The organism is Streptomyces sp. HD (genome assembly GCF_028369295.1).
Lineage (GTDB): Bacteria > Actinomycetota > Actinomycetes > Streptomycetales > Streptomycetaceae > Streptomyces.
This window is the reverse complement of record NZ_JAQMYP010000002.1, coordinates 133,676-150,066: the sequence shown is the minus strand read 5'-3', so window position 1 is coordinate 150,066 and position 16,391 is coordinate 133,676. Positions and strand designations below refer to the sequence as shown.

Sequence of the window (16,391 nt, the reverse complement as noted above, 5' to 3'; positions counted from 1 at the left end):
CTTCTCATGCCGTTCGGGCGAGCATCGTTCATGCCGGTCCGGGCTGAGCCCCCGTCACGTGCGCGAGAGGGTGCCGCATTCCTTTCCGGCCCCGCTCAGTCCCCTGCTGCGGTCGTACGGGTCGACCACGTCGCCCGAGGGTTCGGGGGCGGCCTGGATATCGGCCCGGAACCTCGGATGGATGAAGCCGTCACCCTGTCGGCAGAGGTCGTTGCCGATCTCGCTGCTGAGCTCGCGCACCCAGATGCGGCCATCGGTCGTCCGGTACTTGGCGGGGTCGGCGACAGCCACCTCGACGACCCGACGGACGATCACGCGCGTGACCTCGTCGCCGCCGTCGCCCCTGGCCACGGGGTAGACGAAGGTGTAGTCGGCCCGGATCAGCGGTCTGCCCCGCTCGCCGTCGGGTTCGACGGTCATCCGGCCGCGCACCTTCACCTCGGTGCCGACGAGCTCGATCTCGTCCGGGTCGAAGCGGGTGAACTTCCACTTGGGGTCGTTCTCGACGGTGGGGTGGCGCAGGCCCTCGCGCAGCCGGGTGACGTACTCCTCGGCCATCGGGTCGAGGAGCGTCAGCGCCGTCTTCGGTTCGGCGCCGTACAGCACGTCGCGGTCCAGGTTGGAGGCGACGAGGAACTTCTTCGTGAGGCTCAGGGCCGTCTCGATCCGTGCGGCGGGGACGCCTCCGACGGCCTTGGCCTTCGGCACCTCGATGGCGTCCGCGCCGGCGGCCCAGCGCTCGGCGGGCGAACCGGCGAACGGCTGCTTCCGTGTGGGCTGACCTGCGACGTCGGTGGGCGCGCTGGTGGGCCGGCCGGTTTCCGCCGACAGCGGCGAGGCGGACGGTGCGTCGGTGTCCGGACCGCCGGGCAGCCAGGACAGGGCGGCGGACGGCTTGAGGGCGATCACGGCCACGGCGACGGCCAGCAGCACACCGAGGACGCTCCACACCCTCCGGCGACGCACGGCCCGACCGTTCGCCTGCTGCCCGGCGGGGCGGGTTCGCCACCCCGGCGGCTGCTCCCCCAGGGCGTCCTGCCGCCGCAGGCGCTCGGTGACCATGCGGGCGCGGGCGGAGGGTTCCTTCGGGGCGGAAGCCTGGTCGCGCTCGGCGTCCTGGACGAACTTCTCCCATTCCTCGTCCGATATGGACGAGCCCTCGGACGGCTTGTCGGTCACGGCGGCGTGCGCTCCCTCTCGGTGGCTGTCGAATCGCCGGGCTGTCGAATGGCTGGGCTGTCGATTCGGCGGGTCTGTAAGGCGGCTGAGCGTACGTCAGCTTCGGACCACCACACGGAGCCCCCCATATGTGACGTAGACCACATAAGAAATCCGTTAGTGAGCGTGCAACCTTTCACAGCTGTCGCCGATCAAACCCTGCGTATCTAGGGCCACACCCGCGCCCCACACGCGGAGGCCTCCCTGTAGACGCGTGCTGCGATGTCGCGGCACTACGGACTTACGAGGTCTTCATGAAGCTTCGCCGTGCACTGGCCGCCGCAGCGACGACGGCAGTCATAGCACCGATCGCGCTGCTGTCCGCGCCGGCCGCGTTCGCCACGGACGAGATCACCCCGGCGCCGACGGAGAGCACGTCGGCTCCCGAGCCGCCGGCGCCCACCGAGGACGAGACCATCCCGGCCACCGACGAGCCGACGCCCACCCAGGACGAGGTCACGCCGACCGCCGAAGAGCCGGCGCCCACCGAGGACGAGACCACCCCGGCCACCGAGGACCCGACGCCCACCGACGAGCCGACGTCCTCCGCCTCTCCGACGCCGAGCGCCAGCGAGAGCGCCCCCGAGGAGGTCGACTTCTGCGAGGACGCCGAGGACGAGGAGGTCGGCCTCAGCGAGGACCTGCACAGCGGTCTGTCGGGTCTGCCCGAGACGATCGTCGCCGGCAGCGGCTGGACGAACTTCTCGTTCGACGTCTCCAACTCCGGCGACCAGGACATCAAGAACATCAAGCCGCTGATCGGCGTCGCCGCGATCGGCTGGGACTCGGAGGACTACTCCGGCCAGATCAAGGTCCAGGTCTTCAACAAGGAGACCGGCTCCTGGCAGACCCTCGCAGACGCCGCGGGTGAGGGCGCGACCTTCACCGCGTTCGGGCTCGGTGCCGGTCAGTCGACGTCGTTCAAGCTGCGGCTGAGCGTCAGCGGCAAGGTGCCGGACGCCATCGGTCTCACCGGTGGCTTCGCGCAGTACTCGGACGCGGACGGCTGCTGGGTCGCCGACGACCCGAACGGCTGGGTCTACTTCTTCGACATCCTCGCCGCGGGCTCCGACCCGGGCAACCCGGGCGACGCCAAGCCGCAGACGGGTGGCCAGAAGCCGATCTCCGACGTCAGCGAGGTCGACGTGGACGGCTCGCTCGCCGAGACCGGCTCCAGCTCCGGCCTGCCGGTCATCGCGACCGTCGGCGGTGTCGCCATCCTCGCCGGCGCCGGTGTCGTGTTCGCCATGCGCCGCCGCAAGGTGGGTGCGGAGGCCTAAGGGCCTCGACAGCTTCACGCAAGACAGAGAAGGACCTGCGCTCGGAGGGGGGTGCAGGTCCTTCTCTGTTGGTGGCTCGGCCGCGTCGCCCGCTTCATCGGCCGCGTCGCCCGCTTCATCGGCCGCGTCGCCCGCTTCTTCGAACGCGTGGCCAGCTTCTTCGACCGCGTGGCCTGCTCCTACTTCTTCGGCGGCACCGCCGGTATCCCCAGGAACGGCAGCTTCAGCGCGCCGAAGGCATCCGCCGGGACCGCCGGGGACTGCGGCTCGACCGGCTTCAGGCGCTCGTACGCCGTTCCCTGCGCCGGACGCGGATCCGCCTCGCCCTTGTTCGGCCAGTACGACATCGCCCGCTCGGCCTGCGCGGTGATCGTCAGCGAGGGGTTCACGCCCAGGTTGGCCGAGACCGCCGCCCCGTCGACGACCGAGATGCCGGGGTGGCCGTACACCCGGTGGTACGGGTCGATCACGCCGGTCTCGGGCGAGTCGCCGATCGGGCAGCCGCCGAGGAAGTGGGCGGTGAGCGGGGTGCCCATGAGCTCGCCGACGTTGGAGCCGGCGAAGCCGTTGATGTCGGCGGCTATGGCCGACGCGGCCTCCGAGGCGGCCTTGATCTGCTTGGGGTTCGGGGCACCGTGGCCCTGGCGGGCGGTCAGCAGGCCCTTGCCGACGCCGTCCGCCTTCAGGTACGTCGTCAGGGAGTTGTCCAGCGACTGCATCACCAGGCCGATGATGGTCCGCTCCGACCAGCGCCGGTTGGACAGGGAGCGCAGGACCAGCAGGGGGTGCCGGACCGCGTTCGCCAGCCAGCCCGCGACCCGCGACGAGCCCTCCGCGTACGGCACCTGCAGGATCGACAGGCCGCCCATCGAGTTGGAGCCCTTGCCGTAGCGCACCGGCTCGATGTGGGTGTTCTCGTCCGGGTGGATCGAGGACGTGATGGCGACGCCGCGGGTGAAGTCGACCTTCGCCTCGCCCGTGGCCCGGCGGTAGCGCCGGTTGTCGGTCTGCGCGCCGACCAGGGCCTCGGAGTTGGTGCGGGTCAGCTCACCCAGCTTCGGGGAGAGGTACGGGAGTTGGCCGCCCGCCTTCATGCGGTGCAGGAGGGTCTGGGTGCCGTAGGTGCCGGCCGCGATCACCACGCGGCGGGCCTTGAACAGCCTGCCCTCGTCCGCGTTCTTGCGGTCGGTCGGCAGCGTCGCCACCGCGTATCCGCCCTGCGAGTCGTCCGTGACGGAGACGACCGTCGTCATGGGGTGGACGACCGCGCCCGCCTTCTCGGCCAGGTAGAGGTAGTTCTCGTTGAGGGTGTTCTTGGCGCCGTGCCGGCAGCCCGTCATGCACTCACCGCACTCGGTGCACGCCTTGCGCGCCGGGCCCGCCCCGCCGAAGTACGGGTCGGCGACCTCCTGCCCCGGCTCGACCCTGGCCTCGCCCTCGGCGTCCTTGCCGTCCCCGAAGAACACGCCGACCGGCGCCATGTGGAAGCTGTCGCCGACGCCCATCCGCTCGGCGGCCGCCTTCAGATGGACGTCGGAGGGGGTCATCGTCGGGTTGAGCCGTACGCCGAGCATGCGCCGGGCCTGGTCGTAGTACGGCTTCAACTCCTCCTGCCAGTCGGTGATGTCCCGCCACTGGGGGTCGTCGAAGAAGGCCTTCGGCGGTACGTAGAGGGTGTTGGCGTAGTTGAGGGAGCCGCCGCCGACGCCCGCGCCGGCCAGCACCATGACGTTGCCCAGCAGGTGGATGCGCTGGATGCCGTACATGCCGAGTTTCGGCGCCCAGAGGTAGTTCTTGAGGTCCCAGGAGTTCTTGGGCAGGGCCTCGCGGGTCCATCGGCGGCCGGCTTCCAGGACACCTACGCGGTAGCCCTTCTCGGTGAGGCGAAGGGCGGTGACGGAGCCGCCGAAGCCGGAGCCGACGACCAGTACGTCGTAATCGTAGGTGTCCTGAGGCACGTGTGCTCCTCGTTGAGTGTCCGTGCGGGTTGTCTGTGGCTGGTCGCGCCCTCGTGGCGGAGCCGCATGTCGATACAGCCCCTCCGCCCCTGAAAGGCCTCTACCGGAACCGGAATGCCTTCATCAGCCGCAGGCTGCGGCTCATGAACTGCGCGTACTTCTCGTCGTCCATGCCCAGCGACGGCGCCATCGGCAGCAGCCGCTGCTGGGCGACCGTCTGGGCCTCCGTGTACTTGAGGATGCCCTCGGAACCGTGGCGGCGGCCGAGGCCGGAGTCCTTCATGCCGCCCATCGGCGACTGGACGCTGCCGTACGCGGGGGCGTAGCCCTCGTTGACGTTCACCGTGCCGGTGCGCAGCCGGGCGGCGACCTCGCGGCCACGCCGGCCGTCCTTCGTCCAGACCGACGAGTTGAGGCCGTACGGCGTGGAGTTGGCGTGCTCGACCGCCTCGTCCTCGGTCTTGAAACGGTAGATGGAGACGACCGGGCCGAAGGTCTCCTCGGAGCAGACGGTCATCTCCGGCTCGACGCCGTCCAGGATCGTCGGCTCGAAGAAGTACGGGCCGATGTCCGGGCGGGCCGCACCGCCCGCGACGAGCTCGGCGCCCTTCGCGACGGCCTCCTCGACATGCCGGGTGACCGTCTCCAGCTGTCGTTCGCCGACCAGGGAGCCCATGTCGGCGCCGTAGGCGAGGGACTTGCCCAGCCGCATCGCCTTGGTGCGGGCGGCGAAGCGCTCGACGAAGGCGTCCGCGACGGACTCGTGGACGTACAGCCGCTCGATGGAGATGCACAGCTGGCCCGCGGAGGAGAAGCAGGCGCGGACGGCGCCCGCGGCGGCCTTCTCGATGTCGGCGTCCTGCAGGACCAGCATGGCGTTCTTGCCGCCGAGTTCGAGGGAGACGCCGACCAGCCGGGCGGCGGCACCCTGGGCGACCTGGCGGCCGGTGCGGGTGGAACCGGTGAAGGAGACGTAGTCGGCGTGCTTGACGACCTCGGGGCCGACGACCGGGCCCTCGCCGAGGACGACCTGGAAGACGTCGGCGGGCAGTCCGGCCTCGATCAGCAGGTCACGGGCCCAGAGCGCGGTCAGGCACGTCTCCGTGTCGGGCTTCATGACTACCGCGTTGCCCGTGACGAACGCCGGGAGCGCGTCGCCGACGGACAGCTCCAGGGGGTAGTTCCAGGGGGCTATCTGGCCGACGACGCCGCGCGGGTGGCGCAGTTCGGTGACCTTCGTGAGGGTGGGCATGGCGCCCGCGTGCCGCTTCGGCCTGAGGTAGGCGGGTGCCTTACGGCCGTAATGGCGGGCCGCGACGGCTACGGCCTGCACCTCCTCGTGGGCGTGCAGCCGGGCCTTGCCGGTCTCCAGCTGGATGAGGTCGAGGACCTCCGCCTGGCGTTCGAGGACCAGGTCGTGGAAGCGGAGCAGGACGGCTGCGCGCTGCCGCACCGGGACCTGCGCCCAGACCGCCTGCGCCGCGCGGGCCGCCTCGAAGGCCTTCTCCACGTCCTCGGGCGTGGATTCGGGCAGGTCGGCCAGCTTCTCGCCGGTGAACGGCGTGTGGTTGGCGGTACGGCCGGAGCCGACCACGCCCTTGGTCAGCTGGGCCACCAGCTCGGGGGTCACCACGTCGGCTGCGGTACGGGCGCCCTCCGGGGCGGGGGCGAGGGGGTTCGTGCCGGTCTTGGCCGGGGCCTGCGCGTCCGTCATGAGGCGCAGGGTATGCCGGAGCGGGGGCTTTGTGTACCCGTCGGTAACGGGGATTCACCGAGTGCTCACACGCCGCCAGTGTCCACTGGCAACAAACGCGCTGATCAGGGCGTTGCCGAGTCGCTTCCAGGCGTTGCCCGGTCACTCGATGTCGAGTCGGTCACGGGCGCCCTTGAAGACCGCGGTGCCCTTCTTCTCGGAGGGCGTGCCCTTGGGCATGTCGACGCGCAGCTCGTACATGCGGTCATCGGCCGTGGCGATGAACAGCTGCATGACGCGGGTCGGGGACTCCTCCTTGTCGTACGTGGTGTCGGCGAGGACGGCGTCGTAGCCCTTGAAGCTCGTACGGGTGTACTGGCTGCTCGCGTCGTGGTTGTAGCTGTCCCAGGTCTCCTGCGCCTCCTCGGCCATGTCCAGCAACGGGCGGGGCGACTTGTCCCACTGGGTGAGGCGGACCTGGACGAGGCCGGCTTCGATGTCGTAGACGACGAGCCGGGGCTGGTCGGTGGCGCTGCCCTCCCGCGCGGCCTCCTTGTACTCGGCGGGGAGGAAGAGGACGGCGTTCATGTCCTTCTCGCGGTGCTCGGTCCAAGTGCCGGGGGTGGGGCTGGGGGTGGAGGTCGGGGTGGGGGTGGTCGCCGGGGCCAGGGGGGCCGAGCTGTAGGTGGGGTTCATCTCCTTGACGTCGTCGCCCTTGTCGGCCCGGTCGACCAGGAAGGAGGAGGTGGCGAACCAGGTCCCGGCGACGAGGAGCACGCCGAGGACGGCGACGGGGACGGGGCGCAGCAGCCGGGAGCGGCGCTGAGGCTCGGCGGCTTGGGACCTGACGGCTGCGGTGGATCCGGTCACCGCTTCGCCGGATGTCCCCGTGGAGGGTTCGGGCGCGGTTTCGGAGCTCGGCTCGGGACCCGACTCGGGCTTGGGCTCGGGCCCCGGCTCCCCCGTCGCTCCGGACGACGCCGCCCCGCGCGTCAGCCGTACCGTCCCCGAGTCCTCCGCGAACTCCCGCAGCCCCGAAGCGTCCTGAGGCCCGGCCATCACCGACCCCCCGGCGGGCTCCGGTACCGGCCACCCCTCCGCCACCGCCTCCAGCACCGCGGCGGCCTCCTCCGCGTCGGGCCGTCGCTCGGGGTCCTTCGCCAGCAGCCGCACGATCAGCGACGACAGCGGTCCCGCCTGCTTCGGCTCGGGCGGGTCGGCGGCGAGGATCGCGGCGAGCGTGGACTCCAGCGTCGTACGGCGAAAAGGCGACCAGCCCTCCACGGCGGCGTACAGCAGGACGCCCAGCGACCACAGGTCGGAGGCCGGGCCGGCACCGCGGCCCGACATCCGCTCGGGGGCGATGAACTCCAGGGAGCCGATGAACTCGCCGCTGACGGTGAGGGATTCCTCGCCCTGGATGTGGGCGATGCCGAAGTCGGTGAGGACGACGCGTCGGTGCGGGCCGAGCAGGACGTTGGCGGGCTTGACGTCGCGGTGCACGATGCCGACGTCGTGCGCGGCGCGCAGGGCGTGCAGGACGGCGAGGCCGATGCGGGCGGACTCGGCGGGCCGCAGCGGTCCGCGCTGGAGGACCTCGTGCAGGGACTCGCCGCGGATCAGCTCCATGACGATCCAGGGCACTCCGTCCTCGACGACGACGTCATGGATGGAGACGGCGGCCGGATGGTCGACGCGGGCGGCGGCCCGGGCCTCACGGTGCAGCCGATGGGCGGCGCGCTGATGCGCCGCGTCCTCCGGATCGCCGGGCAACCTCGGCTGTTTGACGGCGACTTCACGCTCGACCAGTTCGTCGACGGCCCGCCAGACGGTACCCATCCCACCCGAGCCGATGCGCTCGACCAGCCGGTAACGTCCTCCGATCACCCGCTCCTTGTGGCCGGTGCCGCCCCCGTCATCGCTCATGTCCCATGACTACCTTGCGGGAGCGACCCTTGGCCAGTTCAGAGTTTGTCGATCTCCAGGTTGTCGATGGCCGTCTGCGCCACTTCACGTCCCCGGTCGCTGAAGTCGCCCTTGCTCGGGTAGCCGACGGTGAGCTTGTACATGTTGCCCGCGGAGGTCCTGTAGTAGAAGATCCGCAGCTCGCGGGGGCGGGGGTTCTGGGTGTCGGTGGTGATGAAGGTGATGGTGTTCTCGGCGGACTTGCGGCCCTGGTACGTGGTCTCGTCGGGATTCGTCCTCGGGTTCGCCGGCATGCTCGCTTCGTAGTAGCCGCTCTGCTTGTAGTCGCCGTCGTCGTCGTACATCTCGGCGGCCGCCGAGCCGGCGATCTCGTTGTTGGTGTCCTCGGCCTTCTTGTCGAGCCTCAGGCCGATCGAGATGGCGCCGCTCTCGTCGGTGTACGTCACCCAGTGGCCGTCGTCCGTGTCCTCGGGCACACCCCGCTTGTAGCCGTCGGGCACCGCCAGCGAGGCGTCGAGGGTCTTCTCCTCACGGATCTTCCAGTGGTCCGGCAGCGGCCCCGCGAACGGGTCGGCGATCACCAGGTACGCCGCCACCGCACCGGCGACGACCGCCGCGCCGATGCCGAGCAGCGCCTTGGGCCCGAGCCGGATGCCGGCCTTGACGCCCTCCGGTATGCGTACGACCTGTGTGGCGGCCGGCACCGGCGGGCTGGCGGCCTGTTCCAGCAGCGCACGCGTCTGCGCGGCGTTCGGGCGGTGGCCCGGGTCCTTCTGGAGCAGGCCGTTGATGACTTCGGCGAGCGGGCCCTGGGCCGAAGCGGGCGGCGCGGGCGTGGCGTTGAGGACCGACTGGAGGGTCGCCGGGGTGTTGCTGCGGCGGAACGGCGAGACACCCTCCGTCGCCGCGTACAGGACGACGCCCAGGGACCACAGGTCGCTCGCCGGGCCGGGACGCTGGCCCAGCACCCGCTCCGGCGCGATGTACTCGGGCGAGCCGACGAAGCCGCCGGTGTCGGTGAGGTTGGTCTCGCCCTCGATCTGGGCGATGCCGAAGTCGGTGAGGACGACGCGGTCATGACGGCCGAGCAGGACGTTGTCCGGCTTCACGTCACGGTGCAGGATGCCCGCCGCGTGGGCGGCCTCCAGCGCGCCGAGCACTTCGAGGCCGATTCTCGCCGCATCCCGGACCCCGAGGGTGCCCTCCTGCAACGCGGCGCCCAGCGAACGGCCCTGCACCAGCTCCATCACGATCCAGGGCCGTCCGTCCACGACGGCCACGTCATGGACGTTCACGACCGCGGGATGGTCGAGCCGGGCCGCGGCGCGTGCCTCGCGGCGCATCCGCTCGAAGGCGTTGTCGCGTTCGCGTTCGGGAAGGTGATCCGGTACGCGGGGCTCCTTGACGGCGACCTCGCGGTCCACCGTCTCGTCCTTGGCCCGCCAGACCGTACCCATGCCGCCGTGCCCGAGCTTGGCGAGCAGCCGGTAACGGCCTGCGATCAGGCGACCCGTGCCGGGGTCGGGGGCGGGGGCGGGGGCGGGCTCAGGGGTGCTCGGCCGGGCGGGGGCGACGGGCTGCGACACGACCTGCGTGGGCGCCGCGTACGGATTGTCCGGGTGCGGCGCCGGCGCCCCGGGCGGGTTGGGCCGCGGCGGTTGCAGGTCGAAACTCGTCGGCTCGTCGGGCCGATAAGGGGCTCCCCCGTTGTTGCTCATGGCTCCATGCATATCGCGGCAAGCGCTTCGGCATCCAGCGAGAACCCTTTCCGGTCACAGAGCCGTGACTCGCGGTGCTACTTATCTCCCCTTTATTCGGAGTTGGTGGGTTCGGGGGCCGAAGGGGATGGCGTGCGGGAGGGAGACGGGGTGAGCGAAGGGGACGGAGTGCGGGAGGGCGACGAGCTGGACGAGGGAGATCCGCTGGGCGTACTGGAGGTGGTCGCCGTCATGGAGGTGGTCGCCGTGGCGGAGCCGGTCGCCGTACTCGGCCGCCCGACCGATGTGTCCGGTACCGAACTGGTCGGCACGACACCCCCGTCCCCACCCCCCTTCACCAGCAACGCCGCCGCCGACACCCCGGCCACCGCCATCGCGGCGACCAGCACGGCGGTGGCCAGCACAGTGCGGGGCGAGTACGTGCGCTCTCCCCTGCTGAACCGTTTCGGCACAGGTGCGAGACCCGTCACCAGAAACTCCCGCAGCATCCGCTCGGCCCCCGCCGCATCCAGCCGCAGCCCCGGATCGCGCTCCAACAGCCCCTGTACGACGGGCAGGATCGGCGCCGCCTGCGCCGGCGGACGGATGTCGTCGGACACCACGGCGAGCACGATGCCGCTCAACGAGTCGCGCCGGAAAGGCGATTCGCCGCTCAGGGCCGCGCACAGCAGCGCGCCCACCGACCACAGGTCGGCAGCCGGGCCGGTCCCGGCGCCTGACATTCGCTCGGGCGCGGTGTACTCGGGCGATCCGACGAAGGACCCGGACTCGGTGAGCGTGCTGGCCCCCGGCATCTGGGCGATGCCGAAGTCGGTGAGGACGACGCGCTCGGTGCCGTTCTCGATGAGCACGTTGTCCGGCTTGATGTCCCGGTGCAGCACTCCGGCCGCATGGGCCGTGCGCAGCGCGCTGAGCAGGTCGACGCCTATCCGGGCGGCCTCCGGCGCGTCGACGGGCCCGTGTGTCGCGAGCCGGTCGGCGAGGGAGTCGCCGTCGATCAACTCCATGACGATGTACGGGCGTTCGGCGTCCTCGACCACGTCATGGACGACGATGACGTGCGGATGGCTGAGCTGCGCGACCGCCTGGGCCTCGCGCAGCGTGCGCTCACGCTGGCGCCGGGCGTCGGCCGCGGAGAGCCTCTCGTCGAGTGGGAGCTCCTTGACGGCCACCCTGCGCCCGAGCAACTGGTCGGTCGCCCGCCATACGACACCCATGCCGCCCCGGCCGAGTTTCGCGTCGAGGCGGTAACGCCCCGCGATCACACGGAAGTTGGCCCCCTCGGTCCCCATGCGCCTCATCATGCCGCACCGGACGGACCGACTCCGGGGTGCCGATCGGCCAACTATGCAAAGTGGCAAAGCCTCTGCAAACCGGCAAAGGGCTTCGGGAACCGGCGCTTCACGAGCCGTCCGGCTGCCACCCCTGCAGCACCGATGTGAACTGCTCTCGCGTCGTGCTCCAGCTGCTCACCGGCGAGGACATGTAGATCGCGTACTCGGTGCCGTCGCGGGCGATGTACGTCTCCTCGATGGCGCGCCGCGGCCCGGGGTAGGGCGTGTCCTTCGCCAGGGCGGTCCAGGTGTACTCCCACAGGGCGCCCTTGCGGTCGCGGTAGAGGTTCTCCTCCATGGTCACGCGCTTGTAGCCGACCAGCCGCTGGAGCTGTTCTTCCAGGTCACGCTGGTGCTCGTACGGGCTGGCGAAGTCGGGCGACCTGTCGACGGCGATCCGGACGAAGTGCCGACCGTTGTCGGGCGAGTAGTCGATCTGCTTGAGATCGCCGTCGTCCTGGACCACTTTCCGCTTCCAGCCCTTGGGCAGATGCAGGCTGAATCCCAGCGGGTCGTCGACGTTCTCCCAGACGACACCTCCCGGGCCCTTCGACTCCGTGACGCTCGGTGCGGGCGCGGCCGAGGCGGACGTACCGCCCCTCTGCGGCCCCCACTTCTGCAGTACGACCGCGGTGCCGCCGCCGACGATCGCGGCGAGGGCGACGACGAGGACGACCGTGCGCAGCCGCCGCCGCTTGCCCGGCCGGGCGCCCGTGCCGGTGCCTGCCCTGTCGTGCGGCGGGCCGATGGCCGTCGGGCCGGTCATCGGGGGATACGGCGTGCCGGTGGGCGTGTCCTGCCCGGTGCGGGCCGTGGCCCCGGTGTGCGCAGGGCCGGTGTGCGGGGTCCCGGTGTACTGGGAGCCCATGTACTCGGGCCCGGTGCGCGCCTCCGGCTCGTACCGGGTGTGCTGCGTCGGCACGAACGCCTGGGCCGTGCTGGGTCTGCGCCCCTCCGCCGCCTCGGCCAGCATCTGCTCGGCCTCGGCCGCGCCGGGGCGGGTGGCCGGATCCTTGCGCAGCAGGGCGGTGATCACGGGCGTGAGCGGGCCGCCGTGCTGCGGCGCGGCGGGCTCCTCGTCCACGACCGCCTGCATCGTGGACAGCGGCGAGGTGCGCCGGAACGGCGAGCGCCCCTCGACCGCCGTGTACAGCGTCGCGCCGAGCGCCCACAGGTCGGAGGCGGCGCCCGGGTCATGGCCACGGACGCGCTCGGGGGCGAGATAGTCGACCGAGCCGACGACCTCACCGGTGCGGGTGATGGTGGTGTCGCCCTCGATCTGGGCGATACCGAAGTCGGTGAGCAGGACCCGGCCGTCGTCGGCGGAGATCAGGACGTTGCCGGGCTTGACGTCCCGGTGCAGGACCCCGGCGGAGTGCGCGGCGCGCAGGGCCCGCAGCACCCACAGGCCGATCCGGGCGGCCTCGGCCGGCTCGACGCGCCCGCGCTCCTTGACCGCGTCGGCCAGCGAGTATCCCTCGACCAGCTCCATCACGATCCACGGCCGGCCGTCGTGCTCCAGCACGTCGTGGACGGTGACCACGGCGGAGTGGTTGATGCGCGCGGCGGCGCGGGCCTCGGCACGGGTGCGGGCGAGCAGCCGCTCCTGGTCGCTCTCGGAGACGTAGAGCGCGGCGGTCAGTTCCTTGATCGCGACGGCCCGATGCAGCACCTCGTCGTGCGCACGCCAGACTCGGCCCATACCGCCGCTGCCGATCGCGTCGGCGAGCCGGTAGCGCCCCGAAACGAGCTGGCCCTGCATCTGATTCACGTTGCCCCGCAATGCTCTTGACAGGGTCAGACTAAGGACCGGCCGACACTACTGGAACCACGGGGGTGCCAAGGAGACCGCACTGTGATGGTTGTCGCTTTCGCAGCGCTGAAGCAACCATCACCCAGGGTTTACGCCCGGAACCAACCGGTGACTTGATACGCCCGTCGGCCGACGACTTGATACATCCGTCAACCAGTCACCTGATACGTCGCCGACGCCTGCTCGAACAGCCGCGTCACCTCGTCCCGCTCGGCCTCCGGACCGCGTACCTGCACCACGTGGTACCGCCCGCCGATCAGGATCGCGAGGTTGCGCACGAACAGCTCGCGCCCCTGGTCGTCGGTCCAGGTGAACTGTCCCTCGGCCATGCTCCGCTCGCCGACCTGGATCGACTTCAGCCCGCTGGAGGCGGCCCAGCTGGAGTCGCGGTAGGGCTGCAGCTCCCGCTCGTGCTCCCGCTGGTAGACCATGGGGTCGCTGCCGTACTGGTCCGCGGTGTCCCGCCCCGGTACGACGATGAGGTCGAAGTCGCCGTGCGCGTACACCACCTGCCCGCGCCCGTTCTTCGGTGTGCGGTCCCAGCCGTTGGCCACGGCGACCTGGAAACCGGCCGAGTCCTCACGCAGGGTGAAACCGTCGGGAAGCTCGGGGTTGCTGGTCTGCGCCTCGGTGGAACCGGCCGACTCGGAAGGGCTGTTGCCGGACTCCGGGGACGTCTGGTCGGGCCGCGGCTCGCTGCTCGCCTCCGCGGACTGCTCCGGCGTCGCCTGATCGGCCTGGCCGGCGGCGCCGGTGCGATCTGCGTCCGCCGTGGCGCCGTCGCCCTGGTCGGCCTTCGGCATGAACAGCATGGCGTACGCGATCGCCGCGGCCATGCCCAGCAGGACGAGCAGCAGCAGCGTACGGCCGAGTCTCCGCGGCGAACGCTCCTCCTGCCTGGCCCGCTTGTGCCGCCCATGATGCGCGGGCAGCCCGGCCCGCCGCCGGCGCACCAGCTCGCCGCGGCGCCGCACGATCGGCAGCCGGTTGGGGTCGACCGGCGGCGCGGCCACGACATGCGTACCGGCGTCCGGTTCGGGCGCCGACCGCACCAGGGACCGCAGCCAGCCGCCCAGCTCCTCGAAGTCGAGGCGGTCGGTGGGGTCCTGACGCAGCAACGACTCCACGACCGGCCGGAGCGGCCCGCACTCCTCGGCGAAGGCGGGCGGCTCCGCGCACACCATCTGCACCAGCTCGGCCGTCGACTCCTCCGGGTACGGCGCATGTCCCTGCACGGCCCGGAAGAGCAGCGCCCCCAGCGCCCACAGATCGGTCGCGGGCCCGATCGGCGCGGCCAGCTGCCAGTTCTCATGCACCGGCCCGGCCTGCTCCGGCGCCCACCGCTCGGTCACGGGCCCGACCACAGCCATCCGCGCCTGCCGAGCCCGCTCCGCGGCAAGCGCGGTGGCGGGCCCACGGTGAGCGGGAGTACGCGACACGAGGTCGTCCCAGCGGGCCGGGGAGTGGGTGGCACCGCCGGGGGTGGAGGGCGTGGTGGGGGTGGAGGGCGTGGTGGGGGCAGAGGGCGTGGGGGCGGTGCCGCCCGGCACCGGGAAGCCGGTGGGGATGGGCGCGCCCTGAGCGGGGAAGCCAGCGGGACCGGCACCTCGGCCGGCCTGGGCGGGGAAGGCACCGGCGCCTGCAGCGGGGAGGCCCTGCGTGGAGGAGCCGTCTGCGCCGGGGGCGGGGAAGCCCTGCCTGGGGAAAGCTCCGGGAGCTGGGGCGGGCAGGCCCTGCGTGGGAGAACCGTCTACGCCGGAGGCAGGAAGCCCCGTCGCGGAGGAACCCATGCTGCCAGGGGTCGGGAGACCCTGCGCAGGGAAGCCATCAGTGCCTGGAGCAGGCACGCCCAGCGCGGGAGAACCGTCTACGCCGGGGGCAGGAAGCCCCGTCGCGGAGGAACCCATGCTGCCAGGGGCCGGGAGACCCTGCGCAGGGAAGCCATCAGTGCCTGGAGCAGGCACACCCCGTGTCGGGAAGCCGTCGGTGCCGTCGGGCTGGGTATCCGGGACCGACGGAGGCAGTGCCGTCTGGTCACGGCTCTCGTCCGTCGGTATGCCACCGGCCGCACCGCTTCGGGGCGCCGCACCGTGCCAGGGCGGGGCCTGTACGCCGTACGGGTCGGCGATCTGGCCCGGAGGTGTGGTGGCACCGTTGGTGGCGGGGTGGGGCTGGGAGGAGTACGGCGGTGCGGGGTACGGCTGCTGCGCCGAACCGTTGGCCTGGGCGGCGGGGCCGCCCGAACCGCCGGCCTGGGCGTGGGGGCCGCCTTCGGGCGCCGGGCGAGCCCCGGGCAACGCGGCCCGTCCGTTCTGCTGCCCGTCCTGGACCCGGGCCGCGGCACGCGCCCCCGCCCGGTACGCGGCGATCGCTCCGGCCCGCGCGGCCCTGATGTCCCCGCCGGTGTCGAGGGCCCCGCGCGGTGCCACGTCGGCCCCCCCGGCCCCGGTGCCCGCATCGCCCCCGGGCACCGGCAGCCCACCGGCCGCACGTGCCTCGATGGCGGCACGCCGGGCAGCCTCGGGGTCCGCGTCGCCGGGACCGGGCCCACCGATCCCACCGGCCCCGCTCCCGCCCGCAAGCTCACCGGGACGGCCCGCACCACCGGAAGCGGGCCCACCACCGAACACCTCGACCGCCGCGGCCGCCCCACCGGCGCCGTCCTCGGCCGGCACCGGGTCATACCCGCACAGCGCCTCCTCGGCGGCCCCGACCGCGAGCCCGGTCAGCATCACCCGGCCGTCGTCGCAGACGAGCACCGTGCGCGCGGTGATGTTCCGATGCACCCAGCCATGGGCGTGCAGCACCCGCAGCGCCATGAGCACGTCGGAGGCGACCTCGGCCGCCCGGTACGGCGTCAACGGCTTTTCGGCGAGCAACGCGGCCAGCGGACGCGCGGCCACCAACTCGCTCACTATCCACAGCGAACCGCCCTCGGCGAACACGTCGAAGACCTGGTCCAGCCGCGGATGGTCGGGGATCCGCGCCGCGGCCTGCGCCGCCTCGACCGCCCGCCGGACAGCGGGATCACTGGGCCGACGCGCATTCGAACGCCCCGAGGGCCGTCGCCCCGCCCCACGGTCCCGCACCTCCCGTGCGGTGAAACCGTCGGGCAGCCCCTCGGCGTCGAGCACCTCCGCCTCGACGACCTCCGGCAACGGCACCTGCCGGACCAGGACTTCCTGCCCGCTGTAGGTGTCGAAGGCCCGGGACTCGGTGAGTTCGTACTCGTCGGAAGGCGGCAGCGGCAGGCGGTAGCGGTCGGCGAGTACCCGACCCGCATAGTCGTCCACGTTGCCTCCCCCGGCAGCCCGGTTGGTCAATCCCGTTCGCCTTGCGTCCCGTTCCGGACGCAGGACTGGATGCGTACGGTCCGCAATCATTCACGATACGTGCCGGAGGCAACCCGCAAAGAGGGGTTGCCGTATCTCACGGCTCAAACCCGACCGCA

General features: G+C 71.8%; 9 protein-coding genes. 1 reads left to right on the top strand and 8 read right to left on the bottom strand.

All coding sequences use genetic code 11. The features are described 5' to 3' along the window. Positions 1-54: 54 nt before the first annotated feature. Entirely contained in the window at positions 55-1,179 is a 1,125-nt protein-coding gene (locus POF73_RS02570) for a hypothetical protein (RefSeq protein WP_272112730.1), read from the bottom strand. Between the two features lie 293 nt (positions 1,180-1,472). Here POF73_RS02570 and POF73_RS02565 point away from each other — a divergent pair, with 293 nt between their 5' ends. Further along, positions 1,473-2,498, top strand: coding sequence for an LAETG motif-containing sortase-dependent surface protein (locus POF73_RS02565; RefSeq protein ID WP_272112729.1), 1,026 nt, complete (start codon positions 1,473-1,475; stop codon positions 2,496-2,498). Positions 2,499-2,677: 179 nt separating this feature from the next. Here POF73_RS02565 and POF73_RS02560 read toward each other — a convergent pair whose 3' ends face one another. From POF73_RS02560 to POF73_RS02530, 7 genes are all read right to left on the bottom strand, one after another. Next, positions 2,678-4,456 carry a GMC oxidoreductase gene (locus POF73_RS02560; protein WP_272112728.1) on the bottom strand — a complete coding sequence of 593 codons (1,779 nt, stop codon included), beginning with the start codon at positions 4,454-4,456 and terminating at the stop codon, positions 2,678-2,680. A gap of 100 nt (positions 4,457-4,556) precedes the next feature. Continuing rightward, complete coding sequence (locus POF73_RS02555) at positions 4,557-6,170, bottom strand: succinic semialdehyde dehydrogenase (protein WP_272112727.1); 1,614 nt, start codon at positions 6,168-6,170, stop codon at positions 4,557-4,559. A 141-nt stretch (positions 6,171-6,311) separates the two neighbouring features. Beyond that, complete coding sequence (locus POF73_RS02550) at positions 6,312-8,075, bottom strand: serine/threonine-protein kinase (RefSeq protein WP_272112726.1); 1,764 nt, start codon at positions 8,073-8,075, stop codon at positions 6,312-6,314. A 38-nt stretch (positions 8,076-8,113) separates the two neighbouring features. Continuing rightward, positions 8,114-9,793 (bottom strand): serine/threonine-protein kinase, encoded by a 1,680-nt coding sequence (locus POF73_RS02545; protein ID WP_272112725.1) that lies wholly within the window; start codon positions 9,791-9,793, stop codon positions 8,114-8,116. Between the two features lie 92 nt (positions 9,794-9,885). After that, positions 9,886-11,085: a serine/threonine-protein kinase gene (locus POF73_RS02540; RefSeq protein ID WP_272112724.1), complete on the bottom strand. Its 1,200-nt coding sequence runs from the start codon at positions 11,083-11,085 to the stop codon at positions 9,886-9,888. Positions 11,086-11,194: 109 nt separating this feature from the next. Continuing rightward, positions 11,195-12,889: a serine/threonine-protein kinase gene (locus POF73_RS02535; RefSeq protein ID WP_272112723.1), complete on the bottom strand. Its 1,695-nt coding sequence runs from the start codon at positions 12,887-12,889 to the stop codon at positions 11,195-11,197. A 200-nt stretch (positions 12,890-13,089) separates the two neighbouring features. Then, positions 13,090-16,233 carry a protein kinase gene (locus tag POF73_RS02530; protein WP_272112722.1) on the bottom strand — a complete coding sequence of 1,048 codons (3,144 nt, stop codon included), beginning with the start codon at positions 16,231-16,233 and terminating at the stop codon, positions 13,090-13,092. Positions 16,234-16,391: the final 158 nt, after the last annotated feature.

Excerpts from the sequence above, each read along its gene's own strand:
- POF73_RS02565 (WP_272112729.1), top strand. The coding sequence starts at position 1,473 with ATGAAGCTTCGCCGTGCACTGGCCGCCGCAGCGACGACGGCAGTCATA.
- POF73_RS02555 (WP_272112727.1), bottom strand. The coding sequence starts at position 6,170 with ATGACGGACGCGCAGGCCCCGGCCAAGACCGGCACGAACCCCCTCGCC.
- POF73_RS02545 (WP_272112725.1), bottom strand. The coding sequence starts at position 9,793 with ATGAGCAACAACGGGGGAGCCCCTTATCGGCCCGACGAGCCGACGAGT.
- POF73_RS02535 (WP_272112723.1), bottom strand. The coding sequence starts at position 12,889 with ATGCAGGGCCAGCTCGTTTCGGGGCGCTACCGGCTCGCCGACGCGATC.
- POF73_RS02540 (WP_272112724.1), bottom strand. The coding sequence starts at position 11,085 with ATGGGGACCGAGGGGGCCAACTTCCGTGTGATCGCGGGGCGTTACCGC.
- POF73_RS02550 (WP_272112726.1), bottom strand. The coding sequence starts at position 8,075 with ATGAGCGATGACGGGGGCGGCACCGGCCACAAGGAGCGGGTGATCGGA.